The 25,188-nt window shown below is 48.4% G+C and carries 24 protein-coding genes; 21 read left to right on the top strand and 3 right to left on the bottom strand.

The window, feature by feature from the left end; genetic code table 11:
• Positions 1 to 43 precede the first annotated feature (43 nt).
• Positions 44 to 901 (bottom strand): DegV family protein, encoded by an 858-nt coding sequence (locus HMPREF1493_RS00235; RefSeq protein ID WP_035426894.1) that lies wholly within the window; start codon positions 899 to 901, stop codon positions 44 to 46.
• Positions 902 to 1,105: 204 nt separating this feature from the next.
• On the opposite strand from HMPREF1493_RS00235, the gene nhaA reads away from it, so the two are divergent.
• On the top strand, positions 1,106 to 2,473 hold the full coding sequence (gene nhaA / locus HMPREF1493_RS00230; RefSeq protein WP_035426892.1) for a Na+/H+ antiporter NhaA: 1,368 nt from the start codon (positions 1,106 to 1,108) through the stop codon (positions 2,471 to 2,473).
• Between the two features lie 37 nt (positions 2,474 to 2,510).
• Here nhaA and HMPREF1493_RS00225 read toward each other — a convergent pair whose 3' ends face one another.
• Complete coding sequence (locus HMPREF1493_RS00225) at positions 2,511 to 2,780, bottom strand: hypothetical protein (protein ID WP_012809184.1); 270 nt, start codon at positions 2,778 to 2,780, stop codon at positions 2,511 to 2,513.
• 72 nt (positions 2,781 to 2,852) lie between these two features.
• Here HMPREF1493_RS00225 and HMPREF1493_RS00220 point away from each other — a divergent pair, with 72 nt between their 5' ends.
• The 18 genes from HMPREF1493_RS00220 to HMPREF1493_RS00135 all read left to right on the top strand — a co-directional run bounded on the left by HMPREF1493_RS00220 (position 2,853) and on the right by HMPREF1493_RS00135 (position 21,110).
• Positions 2,853 to 4,244, top strand: coding sequence for an aspartate aminotransferase type Ic (locus HMPREF1493_RS00220; protein WP_051485194.1), 1,392 nt, complete (start codon positions 2,853 to 2,855; stop codon positions 4,242 to 4,244).
• An 88-nt stretch (positions 4,245 to 4,332) separates the two neighbouring features.
• Positions 4,333 to 5,109 carry a tetratricopeptide repeat protein gene (locus HMPREF1493_RS00215; protein WP_051485193.1) on the top strand — a complete coding sequence of 259 codons (777 nt, stop codon included), beginning with the start codon at positions 4,333 to 4,335 and terminating at the stop codon, positions 5,107 to 5,109.
• A 9-nt stretch (positions 5,110 to 5,118) separates the two neighbouring features.
• A complete protein-coding gene (locus HMPREF1493_RS00210; RefSeq protein WP_035426890.1) occupies positions 5,119 to 5,430 on the top strand; it encodes an STAS domain-containing protein in 312 nt (103 codons plus the stop codon).
• 74 nt (positions 5,431 to 5,504) lie between these two features.
• Positions 5,505 to 6,128: a Sec-independent protein translocase subunit TatA/TatB gene (locus tag HMPREF1493_RS00205; protein WP_035427065.1), complete on the top strand. Its 624-nt coding sequence runs from the start codon at positions 5,505 to 5,507 to the stop codon at positions 6,126 to 6,128.
• Between the two features lie 18 nt (positions 6,129 to 6,146).
• Entirely contained in the window at positions 6,147 to 6,935 is a 789-nt protein-coding gene (gene tatC / locus HMPREF1493_RS00200; RefSeq protein WP_035426889.1) for a twin-arginine translocase subunit TatC, read from the top strand.
• 33 nt (positions 6,936 to 6,968) lie between these two features.
• Positions 6,969 to 9,482, top strand: a complete 2,514-nt coding sequence (locus tag HMPREF1493_RS00195; RefSeq protein ID WP_035426888.1) for a DNA topoisomerase I — start codon at positions 6,969 to 6,971, stop codon at positions 9,480 to 9,482.
• A 188-nt stretch (positions 9,483 to 9,670) separates the two neighbouring features.
• The gene (gene tmk / locus HMPREF1493_RS00190; protein WP_035426887.1) at positions 9,671 to 10,330 is read left to right on the top strand and encodes a dTMP kinase; all 660 of its coding nucleotides are present in this window, start codon (positions 9,671 to 9,673) and stop codon (positions 10,328 to 10,330) included.
• Between the two features lie 7 nt (positions 10,331 to 10,337).
• Positions 10,338 to 11,507 carry a DNA polymerase III subunit gene (locus HMPREF1493_RS00185; protein ID WP_035426885.1) on the top strand — a complete coding sequence of 390 codons (1,170 nt, stop codon included), beginning with the start codon at positions 10,338 to 10,340 and terminating at the stop codon, positions 11,505 to 11,507.
• Positions 11,486 to 13,039, top strand: coding sequence for a PSP1 domain-containing protein (locus tag HMPREF1493_RS00180; RefSeq protein ID WP_035426884.1), 1,554 nt, complete (start codon positions 11,486 to 11,488; stop codon positions 13,037 to 13,039). Before HMPREF1493_RS00185 ends, HMPREF1493_RS00180 begins: the two co-directional genes overlap by 22 nt.
• The gene (locus tag HMPREF1493_RS00175) at positions 13,039 to 13,467 is read left to right on the top strand and encodes a 6-pyruvoyl trahydropterin synthase family protein (RefSeq protein ID WP_035426883.1); all 429 of its coding nucleotides are present in this window, start codon (positions 13,039 to 13,041) and stop codon (positions 13,465 to 13,467) included. Before HMPREF1493_RS00180 ends, HMPREF1493_RS00175 begins: the two co-directional genes overlap by 1 nt.
• Positions 13,468 to 13,560: 93 nt before the next feature.
• Entirely contained in the window at positions 13,561 to 14,601 is a 1,041-nt protein-coding gene (locus HMPREF1493_RS00170) for a glycoside hydrolase family 5 protein (RefSeq protein ID WP_035426882.1), read from the top strand.
• Positions 14,601 to 15,476 carry a 16S rRNA (cytidine(1402)-2'-O)-methyltransferase gene (gene rsmI / locus HMPREF1493_RS00165; protein WP_035426881.1) on the top strand — a complete coding sequence of 292 codons (876 nt, stop codon included), beginning with the start codon at positions 14,601 to 14,603 and terminating at the stop codon, positions 15,474 to 15,476. Before HMPREF1493_RS00170 ends, rsmI begins: the two co-directional genes overlap by 1 nt.
• A 79-nt stretch (positions 15,477 to 15,555) precedes the next feature.
• The gene (gene metG / locus HMPREF1493_RS00160; RefSeq protein WP_035426880.1) at positions 15,556 to 17,166 is read left to right on the top strand and encodes a methionine--tRNA ligase; all 1,611 of its coding nucleotides are present in this window, start codon (positions 15,556 to 15,558) and stop codon (positions 17,164 to 17,166) included.
• A gap of 2 nt (positions 17,167 to 17,168) precedes the next feature.
• A complete protein-coding gene (rsmA, locus tag HMPREF1493_RS00155; RefSeq protein ID WP_035426879.1) occupies positions 17,169 to 18,113 on the top strand; it encodes a 16S rRNA (adenine(1518)-N(6)/adenine(1519)-N(6))-dimethyltransferase RsmA in 945 nt (314 codons plus the stop codon).
• Positions 18,106 to 19,125, top strand: a complete 1,020-nt coding sequence (locus HMPREF1493_RS00150) for a TatD family hydrolase (protein ID WP_035426878.1) — start codon at positions 18,106 to 18,108, stop codon at positions 19,123 to 19,125. Before rsmA ends, HMPREF1493_RS00150 begins: the two co-directional genes overlap by 8 nt.
• A gap of 21 nt (positions 19,126 to 19,146) precedes the next feature.
• Positions 19,147 to 19,818 (top strand): response regulator transcription factor, encoded by a 672-nt coding sequence (locus HMPREF1493_RS00145; RefSeq protein ID WP_035426877.1) that lies wholly within the window; start codon positions 19,147 to 19,149, stop codon positions 19,816 to 19,818.
• An 84-nt stretch (positions 19,819 to 19,902) separates the two neighbouring features.
• Positions 19,903 to 20,865: a sensor histidine kinase gene (locus tag HMPREF1493_RS00140; RefSeq protein ID WP_232215473.1), complete on the top strand. Its 963-nt coding sequence runs from the start codon at positions 19,903 to 19,905 to the stop codon at positions 20,863 to 20,865.
• Positions 20,862 to 21,110 (top strand): hypothetical protein, encoded by a 249-nt coding sequence (locus tag HMPREF1493_RS00135; protein WP_035426875.1) that lies wholly within the window; start codon positions 20,862 to 20,864, stop codon positions 21,108 to 21,110. The genes HMPREF1493_RS00140 and HMPREF1493_RS00135 overlap by 4 nt, the downstream gene beginning before the upstream one ends.
• On the opposite strand, the gene HMPREF1493_RS06925 is transcribed toward HMPREF1493_RS00135, so the two are convergent.
• Entirely contained in the window at positions 21,096 to 22,097 is a 1,002-nt protein-coding gene (locus HMPREF1493_RS06925) for a GNAT family N-acetyltransferase (protein ID WP_084058253.1), read from the bottom strand. The genes HMPREF1493_RS00135 and HMPREF1493_RS06925 overlap by 15 nt on opposite strands.
• A 152-nt stretch (positions 22,098 to 22,249) precedes the next feature.
• On the opposite strand from HMPREF1493_RS06925, the gene HMPREF1493_RS00125 reads away from it, so the two are divergent.
• Complete coding sequence (locus HMPREF1493_RS00125) at positions 22,250 to 23,080, top strand: ABC transporter ATP-binding protein (protein WP_232215472.1); 831 nt, start codon at positions 22,250 to 22,252, stop codon at positions 23,078 to 23,080.
• Positions 23,070 to 25,175 (top strand): ABC transporter permease, encoded by a 2,106-nt coding sequence (locus HMPREF1493_RS00120; RefSeq protein ID WP_035426874.1) that lies wholly within the window; start codon positions 23,070 to 23,072, stop codon positions 25,173 to 25,175. The genes HMPREF1493_RS00125 and HMPREF1493_RS00120 overlap by 11 nt, the downstream gene beginning before the upstream one ends.
• Positions 25,176 to 25,188 lie beyond the last annotated feature (13 nt).

The following is a 25,188-nucleotide window of genomic DNA, read 5'->3' as shown; positions in this document are numbered from 1 at the left end:
GCCGCCTGAGTAGACGGCTGTTCTTAGTTGGGTGGAGTACTGGTTAGTAGCCAAATACGGCATAGCCAACAAGACCTGGACCTGTGTGGACAACAAGGTCCGAGCCAGCCTCGACATACCTAAAGTCAGTGACATTAGGGATTGCCTCTTTAATCATGGTTTCCATTTCGGAGTAAATGATATTAGGCGCGGAGCAGCAAATTCCTACATGGACGCGATCAAATTTCTGCGCAAAAGCTGATCCAAGAGCAATTTGTCCTGCAAGAGACTTCTGCCAACCGCGAGTTTTCTTGGCAATGGTGTATTTGCCATTTTCATCGCAGGTAAGAACAGGTTTGATGTTCAACATGGAGCCAATGCGATAGATTGCCTCAGAAATGCGGCCACCCTTACGTAGATACTCAAGACTTGGGACGGAGAAGTATACGCGTGTGTTCAGAGAAGCCTGATCAAGTTTGGCGCCAATCTCCTCAAGAGAAAGACCCTGATCAATAAGACGTTGAGCTTCAATAACAATAAGGCCGGAAGCAATGCCAATGTTTTTGGTATCAACAACATAAATAGGGAAGTCTGTAATGGACTCTGCAATCATGCGAGCAGTATCGCAGGTAGCGGAAAGTCCAGAAGAGATAGCAACGTAAACAGCACCCTCGTACCCTGCTGCTTTTGCATCATCAAAGGCAGCCTTAATGCCCTCAGGAGAAGGAAGCGAAGTCTTTGGAACCTCTTCTTCAAAGCGAGCAACAAGCTCAGCTGGCGTGATGGTAATACCAGACTCATAGGAAGAGCCATCAGAATAGTTAATGCGAAGTGGGGTGATACGAATATTGTGTTCAGCAACAAAATCAGGTGGGACATTAGTTCCTGAGTCTGTGATGATGGCAATTCGTTTAGTGTCCATTATCCGCTCCAAATATATACGTGCTACAAGTAGCTAAACGTTGACTTTCTATTACCCACATTTTACATAGAGATATACCCCGTTTTCTTGAGATATGACAAGTTGCCCTCAACGGTAGGTAGACGGTACACTAGGCATATACATCGAGAAAAACTTTCATAGCTAACGGTCAATACCATTTAGATAAAGAGAGAACGGCAGATAATGTCTAGTATTTATAGAGAGCCCGCAGTTGTAAGAAGAATTAGTCAGCGCTCTTCTCTAAAGAAAATCACCTCTAACAGCACTATTGCGGCAGCAGTCATGGTACTTGCAGCTCTTATTGCGCTTGTAGTTGCCAACTCACCTGCTCATGAGGTGGTTCGAGAAATTCTTGAAGTGCAAATGAGTTTCTCGCTTGGAATGATTCATGCACATATGGATCTAGAAACCTTTGTGAATGATTTCCTTATGGCAATCTTCTTCTTGCTGGTAGGTATTGAGCTCAAGTATGAAGTAACTGTTGGCCAGCTTAGAAAGCCAAGACAGGCAATGCTTCCTATGCTTGCGGCTGTTGGTGGCGTTGCAGTTCCTGCTCTTATTTATCTGGCGCTTAACGCAAGCACTGCCCCTCATGGATGGGCAACACCAATTGCAACCGATATTGCCTTTGCGCTTGGCGTTATGTCGCTCTTAGGAAACAGAATTAGTCCGCAGACTAAGGTGTTCTTCCAGACACTTGCTATTGCCGACGATATCCTGGCTATTGTGGTCATTGCGCTTTTCTATGGTCACACGCCAAATATTGCCTGGTTAGCAGCTTCTCTTGGTATTCTTGTTATTTTGTGGGGAATGAATCGCCTGAAGATTTATTCTTCTGGTCCTTATTTGCTTGTTGGTTTGGTTCTCTGGGTCTGCATGTACCACTCGGGAATTCATGCAACCCTTGCAGGCGTTCTTCTTGCCTTCTTCTTGCCATCTCACTCTGATGTTCGCTTGAGCAAGCTGGGAAGCTGGCTTTCAAGACGCGCTCGTGAGCTTGACGATCACTACGACGATGAGCATCACGTTTTGGGTCAGCATGACTTTACACATGGTGCTAACTCTATTGAGCAGGTCATGCACCACGTAACTCCACCGCTTCAGCGTGTTGAGCACTATATTTCCGTCTTTGTAAACTTTGTTGTTCTGCCTATTTTTGCGTTTGTAAACGCGCAGATTACGTTGGTGGGAGCAGATTTCGTTGCTCTATTGAGCAGCTCTATTGCACATGGCGTTTTCTTTGGTGCCGTTCTTGGTAAGCCACTAGGAATTATTTTTGTAACGTTGTTGCTGGTCAAATGTAAGATTTGCAAGCTTCCTGCAAAAGTTGATTGGATTCAGATTACTGCCGTAGGTCTTATGGGCGGCCTTGGCTTTACCATGTCAATTCTTATCTCTAATCTTGCATTCCCCGATGCAGAGGAGATTCTTGCAGCTAAAGTAGCTGTTCTCGCTGCTTCGTTTGCTTCTGCAATCTTGGGTCTACTTTTTGTACACATCGCAGAGTTCTATAAGCATCGCAAGAACAGCATGCGAAAAGACAGCGAGTAAAAAAACTTAATGAGACGTACTAACCGATTAACTATGGTTATTCGACGGTACCGTAGGTAAAACCCCAACCATGTGCCGTAACAATTGAGTTAATCTGATCGCAGAGACGAGCGCGGACATAGGTGCCTGACGGAATCAGCTCAATAACTTCTTGCAAATCCTCTTCAAGATCGTCTACTTCAGCTTGAATCAGCACGTCAACCTTAGTGACTGTGCCCGAAGGTTTACGCTTATAAAGGTTGTCAACAAGGTGCTGGAGTTCGCCGTATGCCTCCGAGCGCATGCCAGGCTGTGCAGAATTTGCCATGATTCTCCTTGTCGCGTCGATTTTCAAATCACCTATACTTTGTATCACGCAGAGACCGAAAAGGGGAGTGTTATGTTTGAGCTAGTTTCTCGCGAGCTGTTCCAGCCAAAATCAACCTCTGAGCAAAACGCTTATCAGAAGATGAGCGACGCTGAGCTTAACCAGGTCCTTGAGCTTATTGGACAAGAAGCCCGTGCACTTGGCGAGAAAAACCTCAAGCTTGATATGGCTCGCGGAAAGCCAAGCCCTGCACAGACGGCGCTGTCTAAGCCTATGCTTGATGAGCTGGACTCCACTTCTGACCTGACTGACAACGGCTCTTTTGCAGACAACTACGGAGACCCCTGGGGCCTTCCTTCTGCGCGAGCCTTTGCCGCGGAGCTCACAGGTGTACCTGCTGATCAGGTCATCGTAAATGGCTCCTCAAGCCTCAACCTTATGCACGACATTATTTCTCATGCCGTTACCCACGGTCTTGCTGGTCAGCCTTCTTGGGCAGAGCAGATGGCGGCTGCAAGGGCTCAGGGCACCACGCTCAAGTTCCTGTGCCCTGCTCCAGGCTATGACCGCCATTTTGCTATTACACAGCATTACGGACTTGAAAACGTTGCCGTACCTATGACTGAAGATGGTCCAAATATGGACGTGGTCAAGGAGCTTGTTGAGAACGACAGCTCTGTTAAGGGAATTTGGTGCGTACCACGTTTTGCAAACCCTACCGGTATCACCTATTCTGATGAGGTTGTCCGTGCGTTTGCAAACCTCAAACCTGCAGCCCCTGACTTTAGAATCTTCTGGGATAACGCCTACGCAATTCACGCCTTTGTACCAGAATCTGAGGCTCCTCAGCTCCTCAATATCTTTGATGCACTTGCAGAGGTTGCTGCAGATGATGCTCAAAAGAACCTGGTGATTGCTTTTGCCTCAACGGCAAAGGTAACCTTCCCAAGCTCAGGCATGGCATGGGTTGCCGCAAGCCCTGCGGACATTAAAGAAATCCAGAGCGCTTTCAAGGTTGCTCGTGTTTCTCCCGAGAAAATCTCGCAGCTGGCGCATGTACGTTTCCTCAAAGATGCGTACGGCATTGAAGCTCATATGCAAAAGCATGCTGAGCTGCTCCGACCACGTTTTGATCTGGTGGAACGCAAACTGCAGGAAGGACTGGGCGATTTAGCTGTTGCAACCTGGTCTCGTCCTAAGGGCGGCTACTTTGTCTCGTTTGACGGTCCTGTTGGGTCTGCGCGCGCAATTGTTTCTCGCGCCAATGAACTGGGCGTTACCATGACACCTGCAGGTGCTACGTGGCCAAGTGGCAAGGATCCCTTTGATACTAATATCAGAATTGCTCCAAGTTATCCAACGTTGGAAGAGCTTGATGCAGCGCTTGATGTCTTTATTGTTGCTGTTAAACAGGTAAGTGCTCGACTTGCAAAAGTTGATCGTGGTCAGAGCATCTGGGGATAGCTTGTGTAACTTTGGTATTTACTTTGAAAGTAAGCCCATTCTGCCGTATCTTGATTAACTATGTTTAGAAAAAGCGATTGGATGTTGAATGCCAACTAATACTTCAAAGCCAGAACTTACACCAGAACAGAAGGCAGAAAAAGAGCTGGTTGCTATGGCAAACCAGACCGCAAAAAAGAAGGCAAAGGACCGCAAGCCCGATGAGGCTCCTAAAAAACCAGGTCCTTCTACAGGCATGAAGATTGCTATTGGCGTATTCTCGCTCTTTATTGCTATTTCTATGATGCTGCCTTCCCTGGCCAGCATTTTCTCTAACTCTCAAAAGCAGAATCAGACTCAGCAGAATTCTCCTGAGGCTATTAACCAGGTCTATCAGAAACAGGCAGAAGAAAAAGAGTCTGCTATTCAGTCCAATCCAGATAATCTACCAGCACATCTTGATTTGGCTCGTACGTATCTAGGCTGGGGAATGGCACTTAAGAGCTCCTCTCAAGACGATTCTGTTCAGAAGCAGTCTTTACAGCTGATTAACAAGGCAATTGCCGAGTACGATACGTATCTTGCTTCAAATGATTCTGATGAGGTTCGTGTTGACAGGGCTATTGCGCAGTTCTATGCAGGAGACCAAACGGGTGCCGTTGAGGCGCTTAAAGCAGTAACAGATCGCTCTCCAGACTATGCTAACGGTTGGCTTAATTTGGGAATGATGTATCGTGTTACTGATCAAGTAGATCTTGCAAAAGAGGCACTGCAGAAGGCAATTGAAAAGGATTCCGATAATAGCGCCGGTGTGAGGGATAATGCACAGAAAGTTCTTGATGCATTAAACGGAAACACCTCTACCTCTTCAAATAACACCAAGTAAGGAGGAGTTATGGCACTAGAGATAAGCTCTGAAATTACAGATACAAAGGCCATTATTCGCATTGAGGGCGAGGTAGACGTATCAAACGCCTCTGAGCTTCGTGATGCTTTGGATACTGCGCTCGCCGATGGAGCAAAAGAAGTTGAAGCTGATTTTGCTGAGGTAGCTTATATTGATTCGACGGGCATTGGCGTTTTAGTGGGTGCCGCACATCGAGCACAAGAGAGTGGTTCTGTGCTTGTTGTTGCAAATCCTCAGAAAAACGTGGAGCGTGTCTTTTCGCTTCTTGGGGTCGATAAAGACCTTAACGTTCGCAAGTAGGTTTGGTAACTTGCAAGCTCTTTGAGAAACGGTTCAAAGAGCTTGTTTATGTTTGTTCCAGAAAGGTATTGCTTGTGTTTGGCATTGGAGAAACAGAGCTCGTACTAATTTTGCTCTTTGCATTTTTAGTATTTGGTCCTGATAAATTACCTGGTATGGGTCGCACGCTTGGCCGTGCTCTTAGACAGTTCCAGAACGCGCAAGAAGGCTTTAATAAAGTTGTCCGTGCAGACTTACTTGACCCTGCAGCGGATGCACTTCACGAGAAGCCCAAGCGCTCCGAGCAGCTCAAAAATGCTGCATCTGATGCTGACCGCGAGGATACTGACCATCAGGAGACCTTTGCTGAGCGTCGTGCTCGTCTCAAGGAGGAGCGCGAGGCAGCTGAGAAGGCTGCCGCTGAGGCTGCTGAGCAGAGTAAGCAAGCTGAGCAGACCCAGGAGGCTGAGCAGCCAGAGGCCGCTTCTGCTGAAGAAGCTCCTGCTGCTGCACCACAAGCTACGTCTTCTGTTGCTTTCTCCGATGATTCTACAGAGGTAACTAAACACGTGGCACCTAAGGCTGCAGAAGAAACTTCTGTTGCAGCTCCATCTGCAAAAGACCTCTATAACCTTGGATCTGCACGTTCTTCTCGCTCTATGGCAGAAGACAAGAAAGAAGAAGTTGCTGGAGAGGAGGGAGAAAGCCAGGACGCATAAGTCCAGCTTTCGTGTGTAATGCCTATTACTCCAGCTCGTATGCCACTTTTTGATCACCTGGGAGAACTCCGTCGCCGCGTGACCATTGTGGTGGTTTCGCTTTTTGTTACTGCAATCATTATTTATTTTGCAACACCTGCATTGATTGAGATCTTGATTGACCCTATCAGGGAGTTTTTGACCGATGGTAAGCTTACGGTTATCTCGGTCCTTGGCGGCTTTAGTATCAGGTTTAAGGTAGCTTTCTTCTTCTCGGTGATTATCTGCACACCTATTATCATCTGGGAGATTATGGCTTTCTTCTTGCCTGCGCTCAATGCTAAAGAGCGCAAGTGGGTTGTACCTACCGTAGCCGCTATGATCACCCTTTTCTTCTTGGGTATGCTGTTTTGCTACTTCATCATTTTGAACACTGCAATTGGTTGGATGATTGGCCAGTCGCAGGAGTTTGCAGGAACCATTAACGAAGCAAGCGATTATCTCAACATTATTATGATGTTTGAGATTGGCTTTGGCGTTGCGTTCCAGCTTCCACTGGTCATCTTCTACCTGGCTATTCTTCACCTTGTTCCTTACAAGGACATGCGTGAGCAGTGGCGCTACGTCTATGTTGGTCTGATGATTCTTTCTGCAGTAGTCACTCCTGATGCATCGCCTGTCACCATGATTTTGATGTTTGCAGCTCTTATCCTGCTGTACGAAGTTGCTCTGGCAGTTGCTCGTTACGTCATTATTGCCCGTGATGGCAAGGCTGCTCTTAAGTGGAGCCGCGAGGACTACGAGCAGCATGAGCTGGACAAAATCTAGTAATTTCGCCTTTACTTTGGAGAGTGTTGTTCTTTGATTCTAGTTGTTACCGAGAAAAACGACGCAGCGCAGCAGATTGCTCGCCTTTTGTCTGAATCGGGTAAACCTGAGGCAGACAAGGTATACAACACTCCTGTTTATCGTTTTAGACGCGGCGGAGAAGACCATGTTGCTATTGGTCTTCGCGGTCATATTCTGCAGCCGGATTTTCCTTTGGCTCTCAAGTTTGACAAGGAAGAGGGCTGGTACGGAGAAACTGCAGAAGGGGAGCATCTTCCTGCAGATGTTCCAGATGGTCTTGAGCGCCCCCCGTACAAGGTTAAGCGCAAGCCTTTTATGGCAGATGGCGTTGACCTTAAGGGCTGGAAAATCCCAAGCTTGCCCTATTTGATTTGGGCTCCTGTAGATAAACAACCTGCAGAAAAAGAGATTATTCGCGCCCTCAAGAACCTTGCTAAGAAGGCAGAGTCTGTCATTATTGGTACAGACTTTGACCGCGAGGGAGAGCTTATTGGCTCTGATGCATTGGCACAAGTCCTCTCGGTTAATCCTAATCTGGCGGTATTTCGTGCTCGCTACTCTGCCTTTACCAAGACAGAGATTGAGACCGCCTTCAATAACCTGGTGGACCTTGATTACAACTTGGCTGCAGCAGGTGAGTCCAGACAGTATATCGACCTTATTTGGGGTGCCGTACTGACCCGTTATCTGACCACCGCTCGCTTTGGCGGTTTGGGTAATACACGCTCTGCTGGTCGTGTTCAGACTCCTACGCTGGCACTTGTTGTTGAGCGCGAGCGTGAGCGCCTGGCATTTAAGCCAGAAGACTATTGGGTTATTTCTGGTGTTGCTGCCCCTGAAGATGATGCGGAAGCAACCTTTAAGATGGTTCACCAGACCGCAAGGTTTTGGGATCAAGTGGAAGCAGACGCAGCTTACGCAGTTGTTAAAGATCAGACGCAGGCAACGGTTGTCCAGATTGAGTCCCGTAGCAGAAAGCAGCAGCCACCAGCTCCATTTAACACCACGTCGCTCCAGGCAGCTGCAGCTGCAGAGGGTATCTCGCCAGCTAGAACTATGCGTTTGGCAGAGTCTCTTTACATGGACGGTTTGATTTCATACCCGCGTGTTGATAACACCGTCTATCCAAGTTCGCTTGACTTGAAGGATTGTGTCCGTACGCTGTCTGCAGTTCCTCAGTATGCTCCTACCTGCAAAAAGCTTTTGGGTCAGCCAAAGCTTCACGCTACTCGTGGCAAGCAGGAGTCTACTGACCACCCACCAATTTATCCAACGGCAGCAGCAAATCCAGATGCTTTGCAGCCTGCAGCTTGGAAGCTTTATAACTTAATTGCTCGTAGATTCCTTGCAACTCTTATGGGTCCGGCTACTATGAGTGGCACCAAGATTACGCTTGATGTTGCTGGTCAGCCCTTTGTTGCAAATGGAACCGTACTGGCAGAGCCAGGCTTTAGAGAGATTTATCCCTTTGGCCTTAAGAAAGACGATCAAATTCCTGATGTCGGCGAGGGAGAGATTGTCTCCATTCAGTCTTTGTCGCTTGATGCAAAGCAGACAGAGCCACCTGCTCGCTACAGCCAGGGTAAGCTTATTCAAGAGATGGAGAAGCGCGGTCTTGGCACAAAGTCCACGCGTGCTTCTATTATTGATACGCTCTACCAGCGTAAATATCTCAAGAATGATCCTGTTGAGCCAAGTCAGCTTGGTATGGCAATTGTTGATGCGCTCTCGCAGTTTGCACCACACATTACCTCGCCTGATATGACGGCAGAGCTTGAGTCCGATATGACAAGCGTTGCTGAGGGTAAAGATACACGTGATGGCGTTGTTACCCACTCAAGAGCCCTGCTTGCAGGCATGATTGATACGCTCATTGACCACAAAGAAGATCTGTCTGAGGCCATTGCTGATGCAGTTACTGCTGACGCAAAGGTGGGAACCTGCCCTAAGTGCGGCAAAGACTTGGTTGCTAAGAGCTCCCTGAAGACTCGTGGAAGCTTTGTTGGCTGTATGGGTTGGCCAGATTGCGATGTTACTTATCCACTGCCTCAGGGACGCGTTGAGCCGCTTGAGGGAGAGGCCGGTGTTTGCCCAGAGTGCGGTGCTCCTCGCGTAAAGGTTCAGCCGTTTAGACAGCGTGCGTATGAGACTTGCATTAATCCTGCTTGTCCTACAAACGCAGAGCCAGATCTTATTGTGGGCGAGTGCCCAACCTGCAAGGCCAATGGCAAGCATGGGGACCTGGTGGCCCACAAGTCAGAGCGTACGGGTAAGCGCTTTATTCGCTGCACCAACTACGAGGAGTGTGAGACCAGCTATCCTCTGCCTGCTCGTGGAAAGCTCGAGAAGACCGATGAAGTCTGTCCAGATTGCGGCGCTCCTATGGTGGTTGTTACTACTCAGCGTGGTCCTTGGAAGCTCTGTCCAAACTACGATTGCCCTGGTAAAGAAAAGAAAACTGCCTCGCGTAGAGGCGCTCGTAAGAGTACTAAGAGCACCAAATCCACCAAGGCAGCAAAAAAGTAAACGTATGACGGTGCATCGAGAGGTGCACCGTTTTCGGAAGAACGAGCGTCCCTCTCCAACGCCCGCTCCATACGTATTTTTACCCATTTTTGAGCACTCTTCATGTGGAAATGCGCAAAACCTTTAGAATATTCATGGCGAGAAACACAATCTGCCTGTATCGTGAGATAGTTAAGAGGGAGGGAAGCATGAACAAAGACGCACGTACATCACAGGGCTTGTTTATCACGCTTGAAGGCGTTGATGGCTGTGGCAAGTCAACACAAGCTTCTCTTCTGCGAGAAGATCTTGAAGCTCTTGGCTTTGATGTGGTTTTTGTTCGTGAGCCTGGCGGCACTGCTATTTCTGAGCAGATTAGAGGCGTGGTGCTTAATCCAGAAAACGGCATGATGTGCGATGAGTGTGAGCTGTTGCTCTATGAAGCAAGTCGTGCCCAGCTGGTAGGAGAGGTTATCCGACCAGCTCTAGCTGCGGGCAAAGTTGTCTTGTGTGATCGCTTCTATGACTCCACCTTTGCCTATCAAGCAGCTGGTCGCGGTCTTGATACAGACCTCGTGCACCGTGCAAATCGCTTGGGAAGCTGTGGGGTTTCTCCTGATAGAACCCTTGTCTTTATGCTTGAGCCAACGGTTGCTCATGCGCGTGCTACGCAAAATGACGCCGATAGACTAGAAGCAGAAGGTGTTGCCTTCCAGGAGCGAGTTTTTGCTGGTTATAAGCAACTTCTGCAAAATGAGCCAGAGCGTGTAAAAGCTGTAGATGCAGATGGAAGCATTGATGAGGTTCGCGCACGTACTCGTCAGCTATTAGCAGATCTTATTCCTGGTATTTGTGAGCTTGGTGAGTGATGCGTTTATGACTCAAGAGAGCACACATACTACTCATAGCACCTATCCACTTCCTCAGGCACTTACCCGTCTTCAGGATCAACCTCAAGTTCAAAATCTGCTTGCACGCGCACTTCATGAGCACAAGCTTGGCCACGCCTATCTGTTTGTAGGAGCTCCTGGCTCTGGAAAAGGTCTTGCAGCCAAAGCTCTGGCGCAGTGTGTTCTCTGTGCTCAGGGCGGTGACGCTGCCTGTGACGACTGCATTCGTATTTCTCGCGGTACTCACCCTGACGTTCACGTACTTGCCCCAGCCTCCGCAAATGGCTACCTCATTGAGCAGATTCGTCAGCTCATCGCTGATGTTAGTCTGGCGCCCATGCGCTCGACTCATAAGATTTACGTGATTGACCGCGCTGATTTGCTCAGAGAAAATTCTGCAAATGCACTGCTCAAAACTATTGAAGAGCCACCTGCAGACACCATCTTTATTCTGTCTGCACGTTCTTCTTCTGCGGTGCTTCCCACCATTGTTTCTCGTTGTCAGGTAGTTGCGTTTAGAACACTCACTGACGCTGCTGCTAAAGCCGCTATTATGCGAGAGATTTCCGCTACAGAGCAGGAAGCTCGTATTGCGCTTGCAGCAACAGGAACCCCTGGTAGAGCTGTGGAGTTTTTGCAGTCTTCTACGCGAAAAAACATTCGCAGACAGCTCATTGATGTTTTTGGCAATCTGCTCAGAAATGACTCGTGGGATGTACTCACTTCCGCAAAAGAGCTGATAGAAGCTGCAAAAATTCCTCTTGGTGACGTAAGACGTGCCCAAGAAGAGGCGCTTGCTCAAAATGAAGACTTTCTTACCAGCGCTGCGTTAAAGCAGGTTGAGGCGGCAAATAAGCGAGAACTCACAGCGCGCGAGCGTTCGGGTATCATAGAAATGTTGGCAATTCTGGAATCGCTTCTTCGCGACGTACTTTTATGTTGCGAAGCGGTTGATGAAGAAATAGTAAATACGGATGCAGCAGGCATTATTGACCGCGTTGCATCTCAAACTCATACCCAGGGTGTTTTGGGGGCTCTTACTGCGGTGCAAGAGGCTCAATACAACCTGGACCGCTCTGTTTCTCCCCAGCTAACCCTTGAGGTTATGCTGCTGCATATCAAGGAGGCACTTACATGCCCACCGTTGTCCCGGTGAAATTTGAATACGCCGCGCGCGACCTTTGGTTTGATCCAAAGGAGTCCGGCGTTCTTGAAGGTGACCACGTTATCTGCCAGACCGAGCGCGGTCTAGAGATTGGTCTTGCTGTTGCTGATCCTCGTGAGATTTCTCAGGAGGAGTTTGAGTACAAGACAAACAAAGCCGAGCTCAAAGACGTTGTTCGTGTAGCAACTGACGAGGACCTATCTCGCGCAGAAGAGCTTGCCGCTAAGGGCGAGGCTGCGCTTCCTGTGTTCAGGAAGTTTGCTGTTCAAGAAGAACTTGAAATGAAGCCCATTGGCGTCGAGTACCTTTTTGATGGCGAGAAGGTCGTGTGTTACTTCTCGGCTGATGACCGTGTGGACTTTAGACAGCTTGTTCGCGAGCTTTCTCATGAGCTTCACGAGCGCATTGACATGCGTCAGATTGGCGTCAGGGAAGAAGCAGCGGTTATTGGCGGCTATGGTCATTGTGGACAAGAGCTCTGCTGTAGAAGGTTTGGTCTCTCTTTTGAGCCAGTTTCCATCCGTATGGCAAAAGAGCAGGATTTGCCTCTGAACTCCACTAAGATTTCTGGTGCGTGTGGCCGCTTAATGTGCTGCTTGCGCTATGAGTTTGAAGCCTATCGCGACTTTAAGAACCGTGCTCCAAAGCGCAACGCTGTCATTGAGACTCCTCTGGGTATGGCAAAAATTGTTGAGTACAACACGCCAAAAGAGGAGATTGCACTTCGTCTTGAGAGTGGCAAGGTGGTACGTATTCCTCTTGCTGACATGGACACATCTCCTGCGGCTCAGCAGAAGTCGGAAGACCTTGGCTGTTCTTGCAGGCCAGACAGCGTTTCTCGCGCTGCACTTGAGCGTCTTGAATCTGTTGAGGTTCAGATGGCTCTGGCAGAACTTGATAGGGCAAATGGTTTGATTGTTGATGAAGAACCAGAGATTAACCCTGATCTCTTTGTGACTGAGGCTCCAAGGCGCAAGCGTGAACGCTTTGAGCAGAACTCTGCAAATAAGCAGGAAAACACTAGGAACTCTGGAGCAAGAAACGCTCGAGAAGAACAAGGCGCTCAAAGTTCTTCTCGCACCCGTCGTGTAAGAACTTCAAAGAACGCTCAGGTAAATCCTGGTTCTAGTACTTTTGATGCTTCAACAGATACGCTGCGTCGCACCCGTCGCCGTCATCACGCAACGGATGAAGGTGTTGCAAATACTCAGGCTCCTCAGAAGAATGAGCAGGGTTCAGCTTCTGCACAGAAGCAGCCACAGGGTAAGCGCTTTAGAAGGACAGATGCTCCTCAGGCACCACAGAAAGCTGATGAGGCACAGGCACCAGTTCGTGCAAAAAGGACTCGTCGTCCAGGTGATAGGGCGGGCATGAAGACCCAGAGCGCTTCACAGAATACTTCTGGTTCTAACGGTGCGCCTAACGGTGCATCTAGAGATGCTCAGCCACAAAATGCTACGCGTCGTAGACATAGAAGAACTGGACGCGATGATCGCGGTCGCGGCTCGAAGGACAACGAGTAATGTATACGCTTAAGACTGAATATGCCTTTGACTCAGCGCATTTTCTTACCAACTACTACGGCAAGTGTGAGAATCTGCATGGTCATCGCTGGCATGTGACTGCCTGCATTTCAACTGCAGAGCTTGGTGAGTCTGGTACAGAAAAAGATATGGTTATGGACTTTGGTGTCTTTAAGCGCAAGGTCCGCGCGCTATGTGATTCCCTTGATCATACGTTTTTGATTGAGGAGGGTTCTCTTTCTGAAAAGACGCTGACCTGTCTTAAAGAAGAGGGTTTCTCGCTCACTATTTTGCCGTTTAGAACAACCGCAGAAAATCTGGCAAAGTATCTCTTTGAGCAACTTGAGGCAGAAGGTTTGCCCGTCTCTTCCGTTGAGGTTGATGAGACCCCCAACAATTGCGCCATATATTCAAAAAATATGAAGTAACCTGTTGTTTTTTAAAGCTCGTGCGAGCAACGTAACCTCGATGGGTATACTCTACGTATGTAGAGGTTTTATCTTTTGGCGAGGTGGAATTTCATGGCTCACGGAGCGTTGCGGGGTGTCAATTTAACTGGTTGGCTTACGCTTGAACCGTGGGTAACTCCTGAGCCGTTTGCACGCACAGGGTGCGTTGATGAGGCTCAGCTCATTAAAGCGCTGGGCGTTGAGGACTACCACAATCTTGTTAAAGCGCATCGTTCTTCATTTATCCAGAGTTCTGACTTTGTCAGTATTGCTGCACGTGGTTTTAATGCGGTAAGAATTTCTGTACCTTGGTACGTTTTTGATGAAGAAGCTGCAGGGACTCCATATGTTAGCTGCATTACCGAGCTTGATAGAGCCCTTGAATGGGCAGAAGAACTTGGCCTGCACGTTATTTTTGTACTGGCAGTAAATCCAGGTTTGCCTGATGGCTTGAATGACCAGCCAGGTGGTGCTCCGCGCACGAGAATTTCTGGGGAGAAATCTCTTTCTATTCTGCATAAGCTTGCCCTTCACTACGCTCACCGCAGCGGTTTTTATGGCATTGAGGTAGCCGATGAGGTTAAACCTCGTGTGCGCAAGGGCTTTAAGCTCACAGATGGTATTCCTGGTCACTCGCTTAGAAACTATTATCGCCGTGCTTATGAGACCATTAGATCTGTGGCAGGAGAAGAGCCTGTGGTCATTCTTCCAGATGGTGGCTGGCCTCAGGGATTTAGGCGTTTTATGAGCCAGCAGGCCTATCAAAACGTTTGGCTCGACGCTCACCTTGATAAACCCTGCGAGGGAATTGATTGTTCGGGTCCTCGCGGTGTACAGCAGCTTATTGATAAAAACGAAGCGTATTTGAAGACTTCTGCTTCAGGCGGTCTGCCGGTCATGGTGGGTAAGTGGTCAGCATCACTTCCAAGCATTGACGGCGCTATGACGGCAGAGGGAAGAATTGCGCTTGAGCGCATTTACACTTCCGGCCAGCTCAAAGTGTACAATACGTGTCCTGCATGGTTCTTCCAGACCTGGAAGACCTCCGCATTTTTGGCTGCATGGGACGCACGCGTTGCGCTTGCAACGTTTGAGAGGGGAATGCTCGAGTAATGACAGGATCTACTCTTTTAGCAGGTAAACTGTCTATTGTGGGCACGCCTATTGGTAACCTTTCGGACGCGTCACCGCGCGTTAAAGAAACGCTTGCAACAGCAGATGTCATTTTATGTGAGGACACGCGCGTGACCTCAAAGCTCCTCTCGGCATTTGATATTCATGTGCCATTGCAGCGCTGTGATCAAAACATTATTGAGTCGCAAATTGAGCCAACACTTGAGAGGCTTCGTACAGGTCAGCGTGTTGCGTTTGTATCAGATGCGGGCATGCCAGGCATCTCTGACCCGGGTCAGCATTTGGTTGATGCAGCGCTTTCAGAGGGGCTTGCTACGGAGGTTATTCCGGGACCTTCTGCGGTGACCTGCGCGCTTGTTGCATCGGGCCTGGCAAGTGACCATTTCTTTTTTGAAGGCTTTTTGCCTAGAAAGCACGGGCAGATTGTTCAGCGCTTGCAACAGCTTGCAGCAATTCCCGGCACTATTGTGCTGTATGAATCTCCGTTTAGGGTGCTTGCAACCGTTGAGGCCATAGCCGAGGTGTTTCCAACCAGGCAGGTGGCTCTTGTCAGAGAGCTCACTAAGCTACACGAAGAAGTGGTGCGCGATGTGGCTCCTTGCCTTGTTGAGACTCTTGCAGCAAAAGAAAACCTCAAAGGCGAGTGTGTTTTGGTCATCGCAGCTCCCACAGAAGAAGAGCTTGCCTCTACATCGTTGCAGGCAGCGGGCGAGTCTCAGCTCTCGCTTGAAGACGCAATAGAGGCGGGTCTTGCTGCGGGTACCAGAAAATCAGCACTGGCCAAAGAGCTTGCTCAGAAGTTTGGTATCGCGCGCGATGAGGCATACCAGGCAATTCTTGCTCACGAGGCATAATCACTATACCAACGCAAAGAAAGCCCAGCATTTGCTCTATACTGGATAAGTTATTGCAACTTATACAAAGGGAGTCATTATGCCCGAGGCCAAGCCGTCATACTTTATCACCACCCCAATTTACTACGTCAACGCAAAGCCACACCTAGGAACTGCGTACTGCACCTTGCTTTGCGATATCCAGGCTCGCTTTAGACGCGCTGCCGGCTACGACGTCTTCTTCCTTACCGGTATGGACGAGCATGGCGAGAAGGTCGCTCTTGCTGCAGCTGATCACGGTTTGTCTCCACAAGCATGGTGTGACTCGCAGGTTCCTTTCTTCAAGGGACTTTATGAAGAGCTCAACATCTCATATGACGACTTTATCCGTACTACCGATGAGCGCCACGTAAAAGCTGTCCAGTATCTGTGGGAGCGCATGCGTGAGGCTGGCTTCATCTACAAAGGATCCTACGATGGTTGGTACTGCATTCACGAGGAGACCTTCTTCACCGAGACTCAGGTAGAGAAAGCAGACGAAGAGGCTGGTTGCAAGGGTGCACACCTCTGCCCAGATTGCCATCGTGAGCTTGAGCGTGTTTCTGAGGAGTCTTGGTTCTTTAAGCTTTCCGCATTCCAGGACAAGCTGCTTGAGCTCTATGCTGAGCATCCAGATTTCATTGAGCCAGATTTCCGCGCCAACGAGGTCCGCAGCTTTGTTGAATCTGGTCTCCAGGATATTTCTGTATCCCGTACCAGCTTTGACTGGGGCGTTCCAGTTCCTTTTGATGAGTCTCACGTAACCTACGTTTGGTTTGACGCTCTTCTCAACTACTACACCGCTGTTGGCTACGGTGATGACAGTCCAGAGGCTGCTGCCATGAGAAAGCGCTTCTGGCCAGCTCAGATGCACGTTGTTGGTAAGGACATCATCCGCTTCCACTGCGTCATTTGGCCTGCAATGCTCATGGCCCTTGGCGAGGCAGTTCCTGAGCACATCTTTGCTCACGGCTTCTTGAACGTCCGTAACTCTGAGACCGGTGTTGTTGAGAAGATGAGCAAATCTCGCGGAAACGCCATTGCACCTAAGGACGTTTTGGACCTGCTGGGTGTTGAGGGTTACCGCTACTACTTCATGACCGACGTTACCCCTGGTGAGGACTCAGGCATTTCCTTCGAGCGCATGGAGCAGGTCTATAACGCTGACCTGGCAAATAGCTGGGGCAATTTGGTTTCTCGCGCCCTTAACATGAGCGATAAGTACTTTGAGGGTGTCACTCCAACGTTTGATGGTTCTACTGTTGCTGCAGATCACCCACTGCGCAAGCTGGCTGAGGGCATCTATGACCGCTACGCCGCTTGCATGGAGAAGATGGACTACGTAGGCGCTAAGAACATCATCATGGAGCTTGTCCACGCAGCTAACCACTATATTGAGGACGCTGCACCTTGGACAGTGGCAAAAGACCCTGAGCGCGCATCAGAGCTTGCAGAGATTATCTATACGCTGCTTGAGTCTATCCGCATCTGCGCACATCTCTTTATGCCATTCATGCCTACTACGTCTGCAGAGGTTCTGCGCCGTATGAGCCTTGACGAGGCAGAGATTACCTCTACCGATACCCGCAGCGAGTGCGTATGGGGCAAGCTTCAGGGCGGCCTGGCTGTCTCTAAGGGAGACGCTCTGTTCCCACGTCTTGCAAGCAAGTAATCGTGTCGGAGCACGCATCGCATCAAACATCGTGGCTTGCTAATCAACGCGCCACTAAAGAAACGCTGGAACGTTTTGGCCTTGCTACCAAATACAGGCTGGGCCAAAACTTCCTGGTACAAGACCACGTTATCGAGAAGATCGTCCAGCTTGCAGAGGTTCAGTCTACCGATGTGGTCGTTGAGGTTGGACCCGGTCTGGGTACCCTCACGGTGGCTTTGCTCGACAACGCCTGTGCGGTCTGCTCACTTGAAGCAGACTCTGAGCTGGAGCAAGTCTTAGCAGAAACCTGCAAGGAGCCTCATCCAGACTCATTTGTGCTGGTCATGGGTGACGCGCTGGCAATCACACCACAGAAGCTTGCCGAGGCCTACGGCACGCTTCCGGCCGTTACCCAGAGTGCAGCGCCAAGCGCCCCGATGCCAACAAAGTTTGTATCCAACCTGCCGTATCAGGTGGCAGCTACGTTGATCCTTAAGTTCTTCCAGGAGCTTCCGTCTCTTGAGCGAGCGGTAGTCATGGTGCAGGCAGAGGTGGCCGACAGAATTGCTGCCAAGCCTTCTACCAAAGCATATGGCGCCTATACGGCAAAGCTGTCCTTGTTTGCGCAGGTTACTGGCAGGTTTGAGGTGGGTCCTGGCAACTTTATGCCTCCACCACGCGTCAACTCTGCAGTGGTTCGCCTTGATCGCACCCAGGCGAGAAACCCGGTGACCTCCAAGCTTCTTTCTGAAGAAGAGCTCTTGCATACCATGAGGGTTATTGACGCTGCCTTTGCTCAGCGCAGAAAGACCATTCGTAACTCAATGAGTGCCTCTGGCTTTGATAAAGACAAGCTAGACCAGGCGTTTCTCGCCACAGGAATTGCACCAACGGTGCGCGCAGAAGTTTTGACCAGCCAAGACTTTATTTGTCTTGCAGCTGCTTTGGAGCCTTTGAGTGAGTAAGAAAAAGCATCATCTACCAGCAGAAGAAGTGGACGCACTTTCGTTTTCTGACGGTCAGTTATTCCACGACATTTACGGCACACCTCGTCCAGCTCCGCGCGTTTTAGCGCCTGTTGCTGATACTCATGGTCATTTGGGTAGCCTTCACGAGCACAGTGCTGCAGAGTCTCTTGCTCGCGCTGCCGCGGCGGGTGTTCGTATGCTTATTGTTCCCGTAGATATTGCTACGGAGTTTCCTCGTAAGTGGGCAGATACCAGCGCTTTTATCACATGGTTTGAGGATACTCTTAGCGCGGCTCGCCACGCTTTTACAAAGCTGGCTGAGGTAGATCTCTGTGTACCCTGTGATCTACCTGCAGAGTATTTGTTTGAGCACACGTATTTTGTAGTGGGCGCTCACCCATACAGCGCACCTGACTATAACCAAGAAGCTGAACAGCGTCTGTTTGAGTTGCTTGAGCACCCTCTTTGTGTTGGTGTAGGAGAGATTGGTCTTGATTTTGGACCGTACTGCGAGGTTTCAGAAGAGGTCCAGCGTCAAGCATTTGAGCGCCAGCTTTCCATTGCACATGAGCGCAATCAACGCGTTGAGCTGCACCTGCGTGATGGTGCTGATGATACACACGCTCATGATTTGGCGCTTGAAATTCTGAATCGTATGGGCGTGCCTAAGGCAGGCTGTGACCTGCACTGTTACACCGATGGACCAGAGGTCATGAAGCCTTTTGCAGACCTTGGTTGCTTTGTGGCCTTTGGTGGCGCAGCAACGTTTAAGCGCTCAGATGATATTCGAGCCGCAATGATCTCCTGTCCAGAGGCACAACTACTTTCAGAGACGGACTTCCCCTACATGGCGCCAGAGCCTTTACGTGGAGGGGAGTGCACGCCAGCAATGGTGGTACACACGGTTGAGCGCTTGGCAGAGCTTCGTTGGCAGCGACTTGATATCCCCAAAGAGAAGACGTATACCATACTCTGGGAAAACGCCAAACGCTTTGTGGGACTTGCGTAGCGTAGTGGGAGGTGAGCACGCATGACAAAAATTCTGGTTGTAGAAGATGACCATCAGATTCAGCAAGAGTTGGTGCTGCTGCTGCAAAGAAATGGCTTTGAGGCTCAGGCTCTCTCGTCTTTTGAGTCTGCACCTCAACAAATTGTTGCCGCGCATCCAGACCTGGTTTTGCTTGACCTCAACCTTCCTGGCATTGACGGACAACAGATTTGTCGAGAAGTACGACAGCTCTCAAACGTTCCCATCATTGTAGTTACCAGCAGAAATACTGACCTTGATGAGCTTATGGTGCTCTCGTTAGGAGCGGACGATTTTATCGCTAAGCCCTATAACACCCAGATTTTGCTTATGCACATAACCTCGGTTTTGAGGCGTGCAAATAGCGATGTCACAACAGGAACAAAGCTTTCACATGCAGGCGTGACACTTGATTCTTCTTCTTGCAAGGTCTCTGCAAATCAGAAAAGTGTTGAGCTGACTAAAAACGAGCTCAGGATACTTTCACTTTTGATGCAAAATGCAGGAACGGTTGTTTCTCGCCAGCGTATTCAAGAGGAGCTGTGGCAGTCGGATGAGTTTGTTGATGACAATACGTTGACGGTAAACATTAGCCACCTCAGAAATACCCTTGCAAGCATTGGTGTTGAAGACTTTGTGATGACACGCCGCGGACTTGGCTACGTTATTGAGTAGGCTCTCATGACGTTTTTTAAGTATCTAAAAAATCGAACTATATTCTTTCTTGCGCTTATAGCTAGCAGCACGTTAATTGGCTTTATGCTTAAGGGTGTTGGGCTTAACGCGTTTGCTATTGCCTACTGTATCCTGGTCTTGTGGGTAGTAGGAGTGGCGGCACTTCTAGCCGATTATTTTCATCGTCGTTGGTTCTACCAGCAGCTTGCTGAGAATTTAGCGGCAACGGATAAAGAGAGCTATCTGGTTCCTACCATGCTGGACACACCTTCAACGCTGGAGGAGAAGCTTTTTAAGGACGCTCTTTCTAGTATGTCCAAGTCTATGATGGACCAGCTTGCTGATGAGCATATGCGATCAAAGGAATATCGCGAGTACATTGAGATGTGGGTGCATGAGATTAAGACTCCCATCGCCGCAGCTCATTTGGTTGCTCAGAATAATCCATCGCTTCCCATGGATGACGTGCAAACGCAACTTACCAAGATTGAAACTCTGGTAGAGCAGGCGCTCTTTTATGCACGCAGCGCATCTGTAGATCGAGATTTTTCTATCAGAGACGTTAATTTGCAGTCCATCGTAAAAGATGCTCTTAAAAATAACGCACGCGTCTTCATTGACGCTGGTGTTTCTCCACATTTTGATGACTTGGCCCACGTGGTCAAGGCTGACCCAAAGTGGCTTGAGTTTATTTTGCGACAGCTCCTCATTAACGCTGCAAAGTATTCAAATCCAGAGCTTTCACCTGGCGAGAAGAACGTTTGGATTTCTGCCTCTGTCTCAGAGCCACGTGAGGGAACTACTTCAACCACTCTCTTCATTAAGGATAATGGCATTGGTATTCCTGAAGAGGATCTTTCTCGAATTTTTGATAAGGGTTTTACCGGTCAAAATGGACGCAAGTACGCAAAATCTACCGGTATGGGTCTCTATCTCTGCTATGAGCTCTGTAAGAAAATGGGCCTTAAGCTGGCTGTGAGCAGTACCATTGGTAAAGGTTCAACCTTTTCCATTACGTTCAACCAGTCTTTTACGGATTTAAAATGAAACTAATTAATAATGAAAATACGAGCAAAGCAGACTACATCGTAGCTGCTTTGCTCGTACTGAATACAGCAATTCATTTTTATCCAGAAGCATTCCCTTATGCACAGCAGATAAGTGCATGTATTTTTGCTTTTATCTTTCTCTTGCAAATTTTTAGGATAGTCAAATTTAGAGAAAGAAAAGTAATTACCTATGTACTTTTGGCTATGAGTCTTTTAGCAGCAATTGTGCTAGTTCTGTATTAGAAGTTCCCACAATTCATCCGTTTGAGGATCGCTTCCTACTGGGAAGGTATGCTGACTAAAACGCTTGAATCCCCAATGTGAATAAAATGCCTTAGCAGGCTCATTGTGTTCCCAAACACCCAGCCACACGCGCTTCTTACCCTTCTCTTTTGCTAAATCAAGGGCAAATTTCATGAGCTTTGATCCAAGGTGTAGGCCTTTGTAACGCGGAAGGATATACAGGCGTTCAATTTCAAGTGAGTCATCGCGCTGACCCTCGGTTTGCTCATAACGCGTATTGAGCTTCAGGTAACCAGCTACTTGACCTTCTACCTCAACAAAATAGAAATATGAGTGTTTAGCAGCAAGCTCACGGGTAAGCTTTTCTGTGTTGTAGAGCGAGTCAATGCAACTTGCTAAATCATCTGCCGTATTTGAGTCAATAAAAGTGTCTACAAATGTCTCAACGCTAAGCTTCTGCAGTGTGCGCAAATCGGCTGTTTCAAGCGGTCTGATTGAAACGTGAATGTCATCAATGCTGATTGTGTTTCTCGTCTGACGATATGCATCAAGATCAAAGGAGAGCACATGGTGGAGGACGCCAAAGTGATCAAGCACCTTAGAAGATTCCTGCGTAAACCCAGCGCGCTCGTAGAAAGACTGAGCTTTGAGTTGCGACTCAACTAACACCTTGGAAGCACTACTTTCTTGTGCCAGGTAATCAAGGGTATCGTGCAGTAGTTTTGAACCAATACCAGCGCCTTTGTTGCTAACACATACGCGACCAATAAGAGGGGAGTTGTATGACTGTCCCGCATCAATGATGCGCAAATATGCAGCTACCGAGTCAGTATCTTGATAAAAGACATGGGTAGAAACTTGATCAACGTTATCAAGATCGTTGTACATAATCTGCTGATCAACAATAAACGTTTCTGCTCTTAGAGAAAGAATTTGATATAACTCTTTAGCGGTAAGCTGCCCAAATCTTTTAATTACTAACTTCATAGCATGCCCCTCCCGTATGCTTGATAGTGATATTTTGACACATCAAAGTGAGAAAAGCGTAAGGTTTCTGTAAGGTCAATCGATGGCAACGTAAACGGTAGTGCGGGAGTATATATCTCAAGATTTACTCGCTCCCAACGAAAGGACGCAACATGGCAACCGCTCAAGTAACTCCAACTCAGCCAACTGTTGTGGCTGGACAATCTTCAGCACTTACCCCTCACACTGTTTTGGTTTGTCAAAACCTCGAGAAGTACTACGGAACTCGTGGAAATATTACAAAGGCACTGGACGGCATTAATCTTTCTGTAGCTCGCGGTGAGTTCATTGCCATCATGGGTCCTTCCGGTTCTGGTAAAACCACGCTTTTGAACTGCATCTCAACCATTGACCAAGCATCTGCAGGCCACATCTTTATTGATGACCAAGAGCTTTCCAGCCTGCGTGGAGCAGAGCTTTCTGCCTTTAGGCGTGACCGTCTGGGCTTTATTTTCCAGGACGCAAACTTGCTTGACAGCCTTACTGCTCGCGAGAATATCGCGCTCTCTTTAACCATTGGTCATGTCCGCGCGCAGGAAGTTTTGGAGCGCGTAGAAAACGTTGCCAAGCTGCTTCAGATTTCTGAGGTACTTGATAAGTTCCCTTACGAGATGTCCGGTGGCCAGCGTCAACGCGTTGCTGCAGCTCGAGCAATTGTCACTAATCCTTCGCTGGTCCTTGCAGACGAGCCAACCGGCGCACTTGACTCAAAGAACGCCCGCACACTTCTTGAGAGCTTTGAGAACCTCAACCGTAATGGCGCAACTATTGCCATGGTTACTCACGATTCATATGCAGCTTCTTACGCTCATCGCGTCATTTTCATTAAAGATGGTCGCATCTTTAACGAGATAGTTCGTGGCGAGAAACCCCGTAAGCAGTTCTTTGACCAGATCATGGACGTTGTTTCATTCCTGGGAGGAGAGGGTGCTGATGTACAGTAAAATCGCGCTTGGTAACGTCAAGAAATCACTGCGCGATTTCAGCATTTACTTTCTGACATTGGCAGTAGGCGTTGCACTGTTTTATTCCTTCAATTCAATCACTCAGCAGTCCATGGTGTTGGATCTTTCTGAAGACCAGAGACGCATTGTTCAGCTCTTAAGTAATACCATCTCTGGAGTAAGCGTTTTTCTCGCCGTTATTATGGGATTTCTTGTTGTCTACGCTAATCAATTTCTGATTCGCCGTAGAAAAAAAGAATTTGGTATGTACCAGATACTGGGTATGACCAAGAGAAATGTCTCTAAGATTATGAGTATTGAGACACTGCTTGTTGGTTTTCTCGCCCTGGTAGTTGGACTTGTTGCAGGTATTTTTATCTCTCAATTTATGATGTTTGCAACGGCCCATATGTTCAATACGACTCTTGATTCATTCAAATTTGTCTTCTCGCAAGCTGCGTTGATTCAAACGGTTATTTACTTTGTGGTCATGTTTGTGGTTGCGCTGATTTTTAACGTCACCACGGTGTCCCGCTATAAGCTTATTGACCTTCTTAACGCAGACAAAGTAACTCAGACCGTCAAGGTAAGAAACCTTACCGTTTCAGTACTGCTCTTCTTGGCCTCTCTTGGAATCATTGCTTATTCCTATATCCTGCTTCAGCACAATGGTTTAAAACAGATAGATGACGAGTTTGCCATGGCCACTGCTTTGGTATCGGTGGGCACAGCACTCTTCTTCTTCTCAATCTCTGGTTTTTTGCTCAGATTTATGCAGATGCAGAAGGGCTTCTACTACAAGGGTCTTCACTCATTTATCCTGCGTCAGTTTAACGCCCGCGTTAATACTGCTTGGGTTTCTATCTCTCTAGTCTGCGCTATGCTCTTTGTGGCAGTCTGTGGACTTGGTACGGGCTTCTCGCTTGTTGACTCTATGAACGCCAGTTTCTCTAAGCTTAAAACGTACGATGTTTCTGTATCAATCAATCCAGGCTCAGAGCGCAGTTATACTCCTGGTCCAGCAGATTCGTACGACTACCTTTCTGTAGTGCAGAAGCTAGATCCAGAGTGGGATAAAACTATCAAAAACGCCTTCCAGGTAGATACGTACTACGCTCAAAGTGATCCAACAACGCCTAGTTTTACGTATGGCTCTATTGATGCTGTAACAGGCAAGCGCTTTAGTGATTACTTTACCGGCTATAGTGGCCAGGAAGATCCTGCGCAGAAAAACGTAACTTTGATGCGAGCTTCTCAGTACAACAAACTGCGCGTTGCATCTGGGCTTGAGCCTGTTGACTTTGGTACTGACGGCTATATGGTTTGGACGCTAGATACTAATCTCACAAAATACTGGCAGGATTCTCTTGCAAACAATCCCGAGCTCACCATTGAGGGCCACAAGCTTCATGCTGTTGGCGGAACGCTCGACATTGCGCAGACACAAGGCGGTCCTGCACTTATGCCAGCAGCTGGAATTGTGGTTGTTGCTGATCAAAGTTTCCCTTCAAGCACCGTTTTGACCAACTCTTATATCTTAGGTAACTACCAAACTCCAGGCGATGCTACTGAAGCTCAGTTCCGAAATCAGATGAAGCAGTACTTTGACGATGGTGGCCTAACTGGCAACGATTCCGACCCATATTCTTTAATGTTTGTGGTCACTGCTTCTCAGTACATTCAATCTACTGTTGGACTCTCTGGTATTGTGACGTATTTGGCACTGTATATTGGTTTGGTACTCTTCATTGCGTGCGCTGCTATTCTGGCACTTCAACAGCTCTCCGAGGCATCGGATAACGCCCGTGCCTACCAAGTCCTGGCAGAGCTAGGTGCCGAGAAGGGCCTTGCAAGTCGCGCGCTCTTTGTTCAGATTGGCGTGTACTTCCTGTTCCCACTGCTTATGGCAGCTGCGCACGCAACATGCGCAATGACTATTATGGTTTCTGTCATCAAGTCGATTGGCAACTTTGATGTAGCTAGCAGTATTGGTGGAGTAGTTGCAGTCGTAGCTGCTTTGTATGGTGGATACTTCCTGGTTACTTATTTTGCTGCACGTTCAATCATCTTCAGGGGAGCAAAGAGGATGCAGTAAATTGCACTTTCGT

Origin of the sequence: Atopobium sp. ICM42b (assembly GCA_000564995.1) — a bacterium.
Taxonomy (GTDB): Bacteria; Actinomycetota; Coriobacteriia; order Coriobacteriales; family Atopobiaceae; genus Lancefieldella.
The sequence above is the reverse complement of the archived record's forward strand: the minus strand, read 5'-3'. Positions and strand labels throughout refer to the sequence as shown.

Bases quoted from the DNA above. Each gene is read 5' to 3' on its own strand.
- HMPREF1493_RS00235 (WP_035426894.1), bottom strand. From the start codon at position 901: ATGGACACTAAACGAATTGCCATCATCACAGACTCAGGAACTAATGTC.
- nhaA (WP_035426892.1), top strand. From the start codon at position 1,106: ATGTCTAGTATTTATAGAGAGCCCGCAGTTGTAAGAAGAATTAGTCAG.
- HMPREF1493_RS00225 (WP_012809184.1), bottom strand. From the start codon at position 2,780: ATGGCAAATTCTGCACAGCCTGGCATGCGCTCGGAGGCATACGGCGAA.
- HMPREF1493_RS00220 (WP_051485194.1), top strand. From the start codon at position 2,853: ATGTTTGAGCTAGTTTCTCGCGAGCTGTTCCAGCCAAAATCAACCTCT.
- HMPREF1493_RS00215 (WP_051485193.1), top strand. From the start codon at position 4,333: ATGCCAACTAATACTTCAAAGCCAGAACTTACACCAGAACAGAAGGCA.
- HMPREF1493_RS00210 (WP_035426890.1), top strand. From the start codon at position 5,119: ATGGCACTAGAGATAAGCTCTGAAATTACAGATACAAAGGCCATTATT.
- tatC (WP_035426889.1), top strand. From the start codon at position 6,147: ATGCCTATTACTCCAGCTCGTATGCCACTTTTTGATCACCTGGGAGAA.
- tmk (WP_035426887.1), top strand. From the start codon at position 9,671: ATGAACAAAGACGCACGTACATCACAGGGCTTGTTTATCACGCTTGAA.
- HMPREF1493_RS00185 (WP_035426885.1), top strand. From the start codon at position 10,338: ATGACTCAAGAGAGCACACATACTACTCATAGCACCTATCCACTTCCT.
- HMPREF1493_RS00180 (WP_035426884.1), top strand. From the start codon at position 11,486: ATGCCCACCGTTGTCCCGGTGAAATTTGAATACGCCGCGCGCGACCTT.
- HMPREF1493_RS00175 (WP_035426883.1), top strand. From the start codon at position 13,039: ATGTATACGCTTAAGACTGAATATGCCTTTGACTCAGCGCATTTTCTT.
- HMPREF1493_RS00170 (WP_035426882.1), top strand. From the start codon at position 13,561: ATGGCTCACGGAGCGTTGCGGGGTGTCAATTTAACTGGTTGGCTTACG.
- rsmI (WP_035426881.1), top strand. From the start codon at position 14,601: ATGACAGGATCTACTCTTTTAGCAGGTAAACTGTCTATTGTGGGCACG.
- metG (WP_035426880.1), top strand. From the start codon at position 15,556: ATGCCCGAGGCCAAGCCGTCATACTTTATCACCACCCCAATTTACTAC.
- HMPREF1493_RS00145 (WP_035426877.1), top strand. From the start codon at position 19,147: ATGACAAAAATTCTGGTTGTAGAAGATGACCATCAGATTCAGCAAGAG.
- HMPREF1493_RS00140 (WP_232215473.1), top strand. From the start codon at position 19,903: ATGCTTAAGGGTGTTGGGCTTAACGCGTTTGCTATTGCCTACTGTATC.
- HMPREF1493_RS00135 (WP_035426875.1), top strand. From the start codon at position 20,862: ATGAAACTAATTAATAATGAAAATACGAGCAAAGCAGACTACATCGTA.
- HMPREF1493_RS06925 (WP_084058253.1), bottom strand. From the start codon at position 22,097: ATGAAGTTAGTAATTAAAAGATTTGGGCAGCTTACCGCTAAAGAGTTA.
- HMPREF1493_RS00125 (WP_232215472.1), top strand. From the start codon at position 22,250: ATGGCAACCGCTCAAGTAACTCCAACTCAGCCAACTGTTGTGGCTGGA.
- HMPREF1493_RS00120 (WP_035426874.1), top strand. From the start codon at position 23,070: ATGTACAGTAAAATCGCGCTTGGTAACGTCAAGAAATCACTGCGCGAT.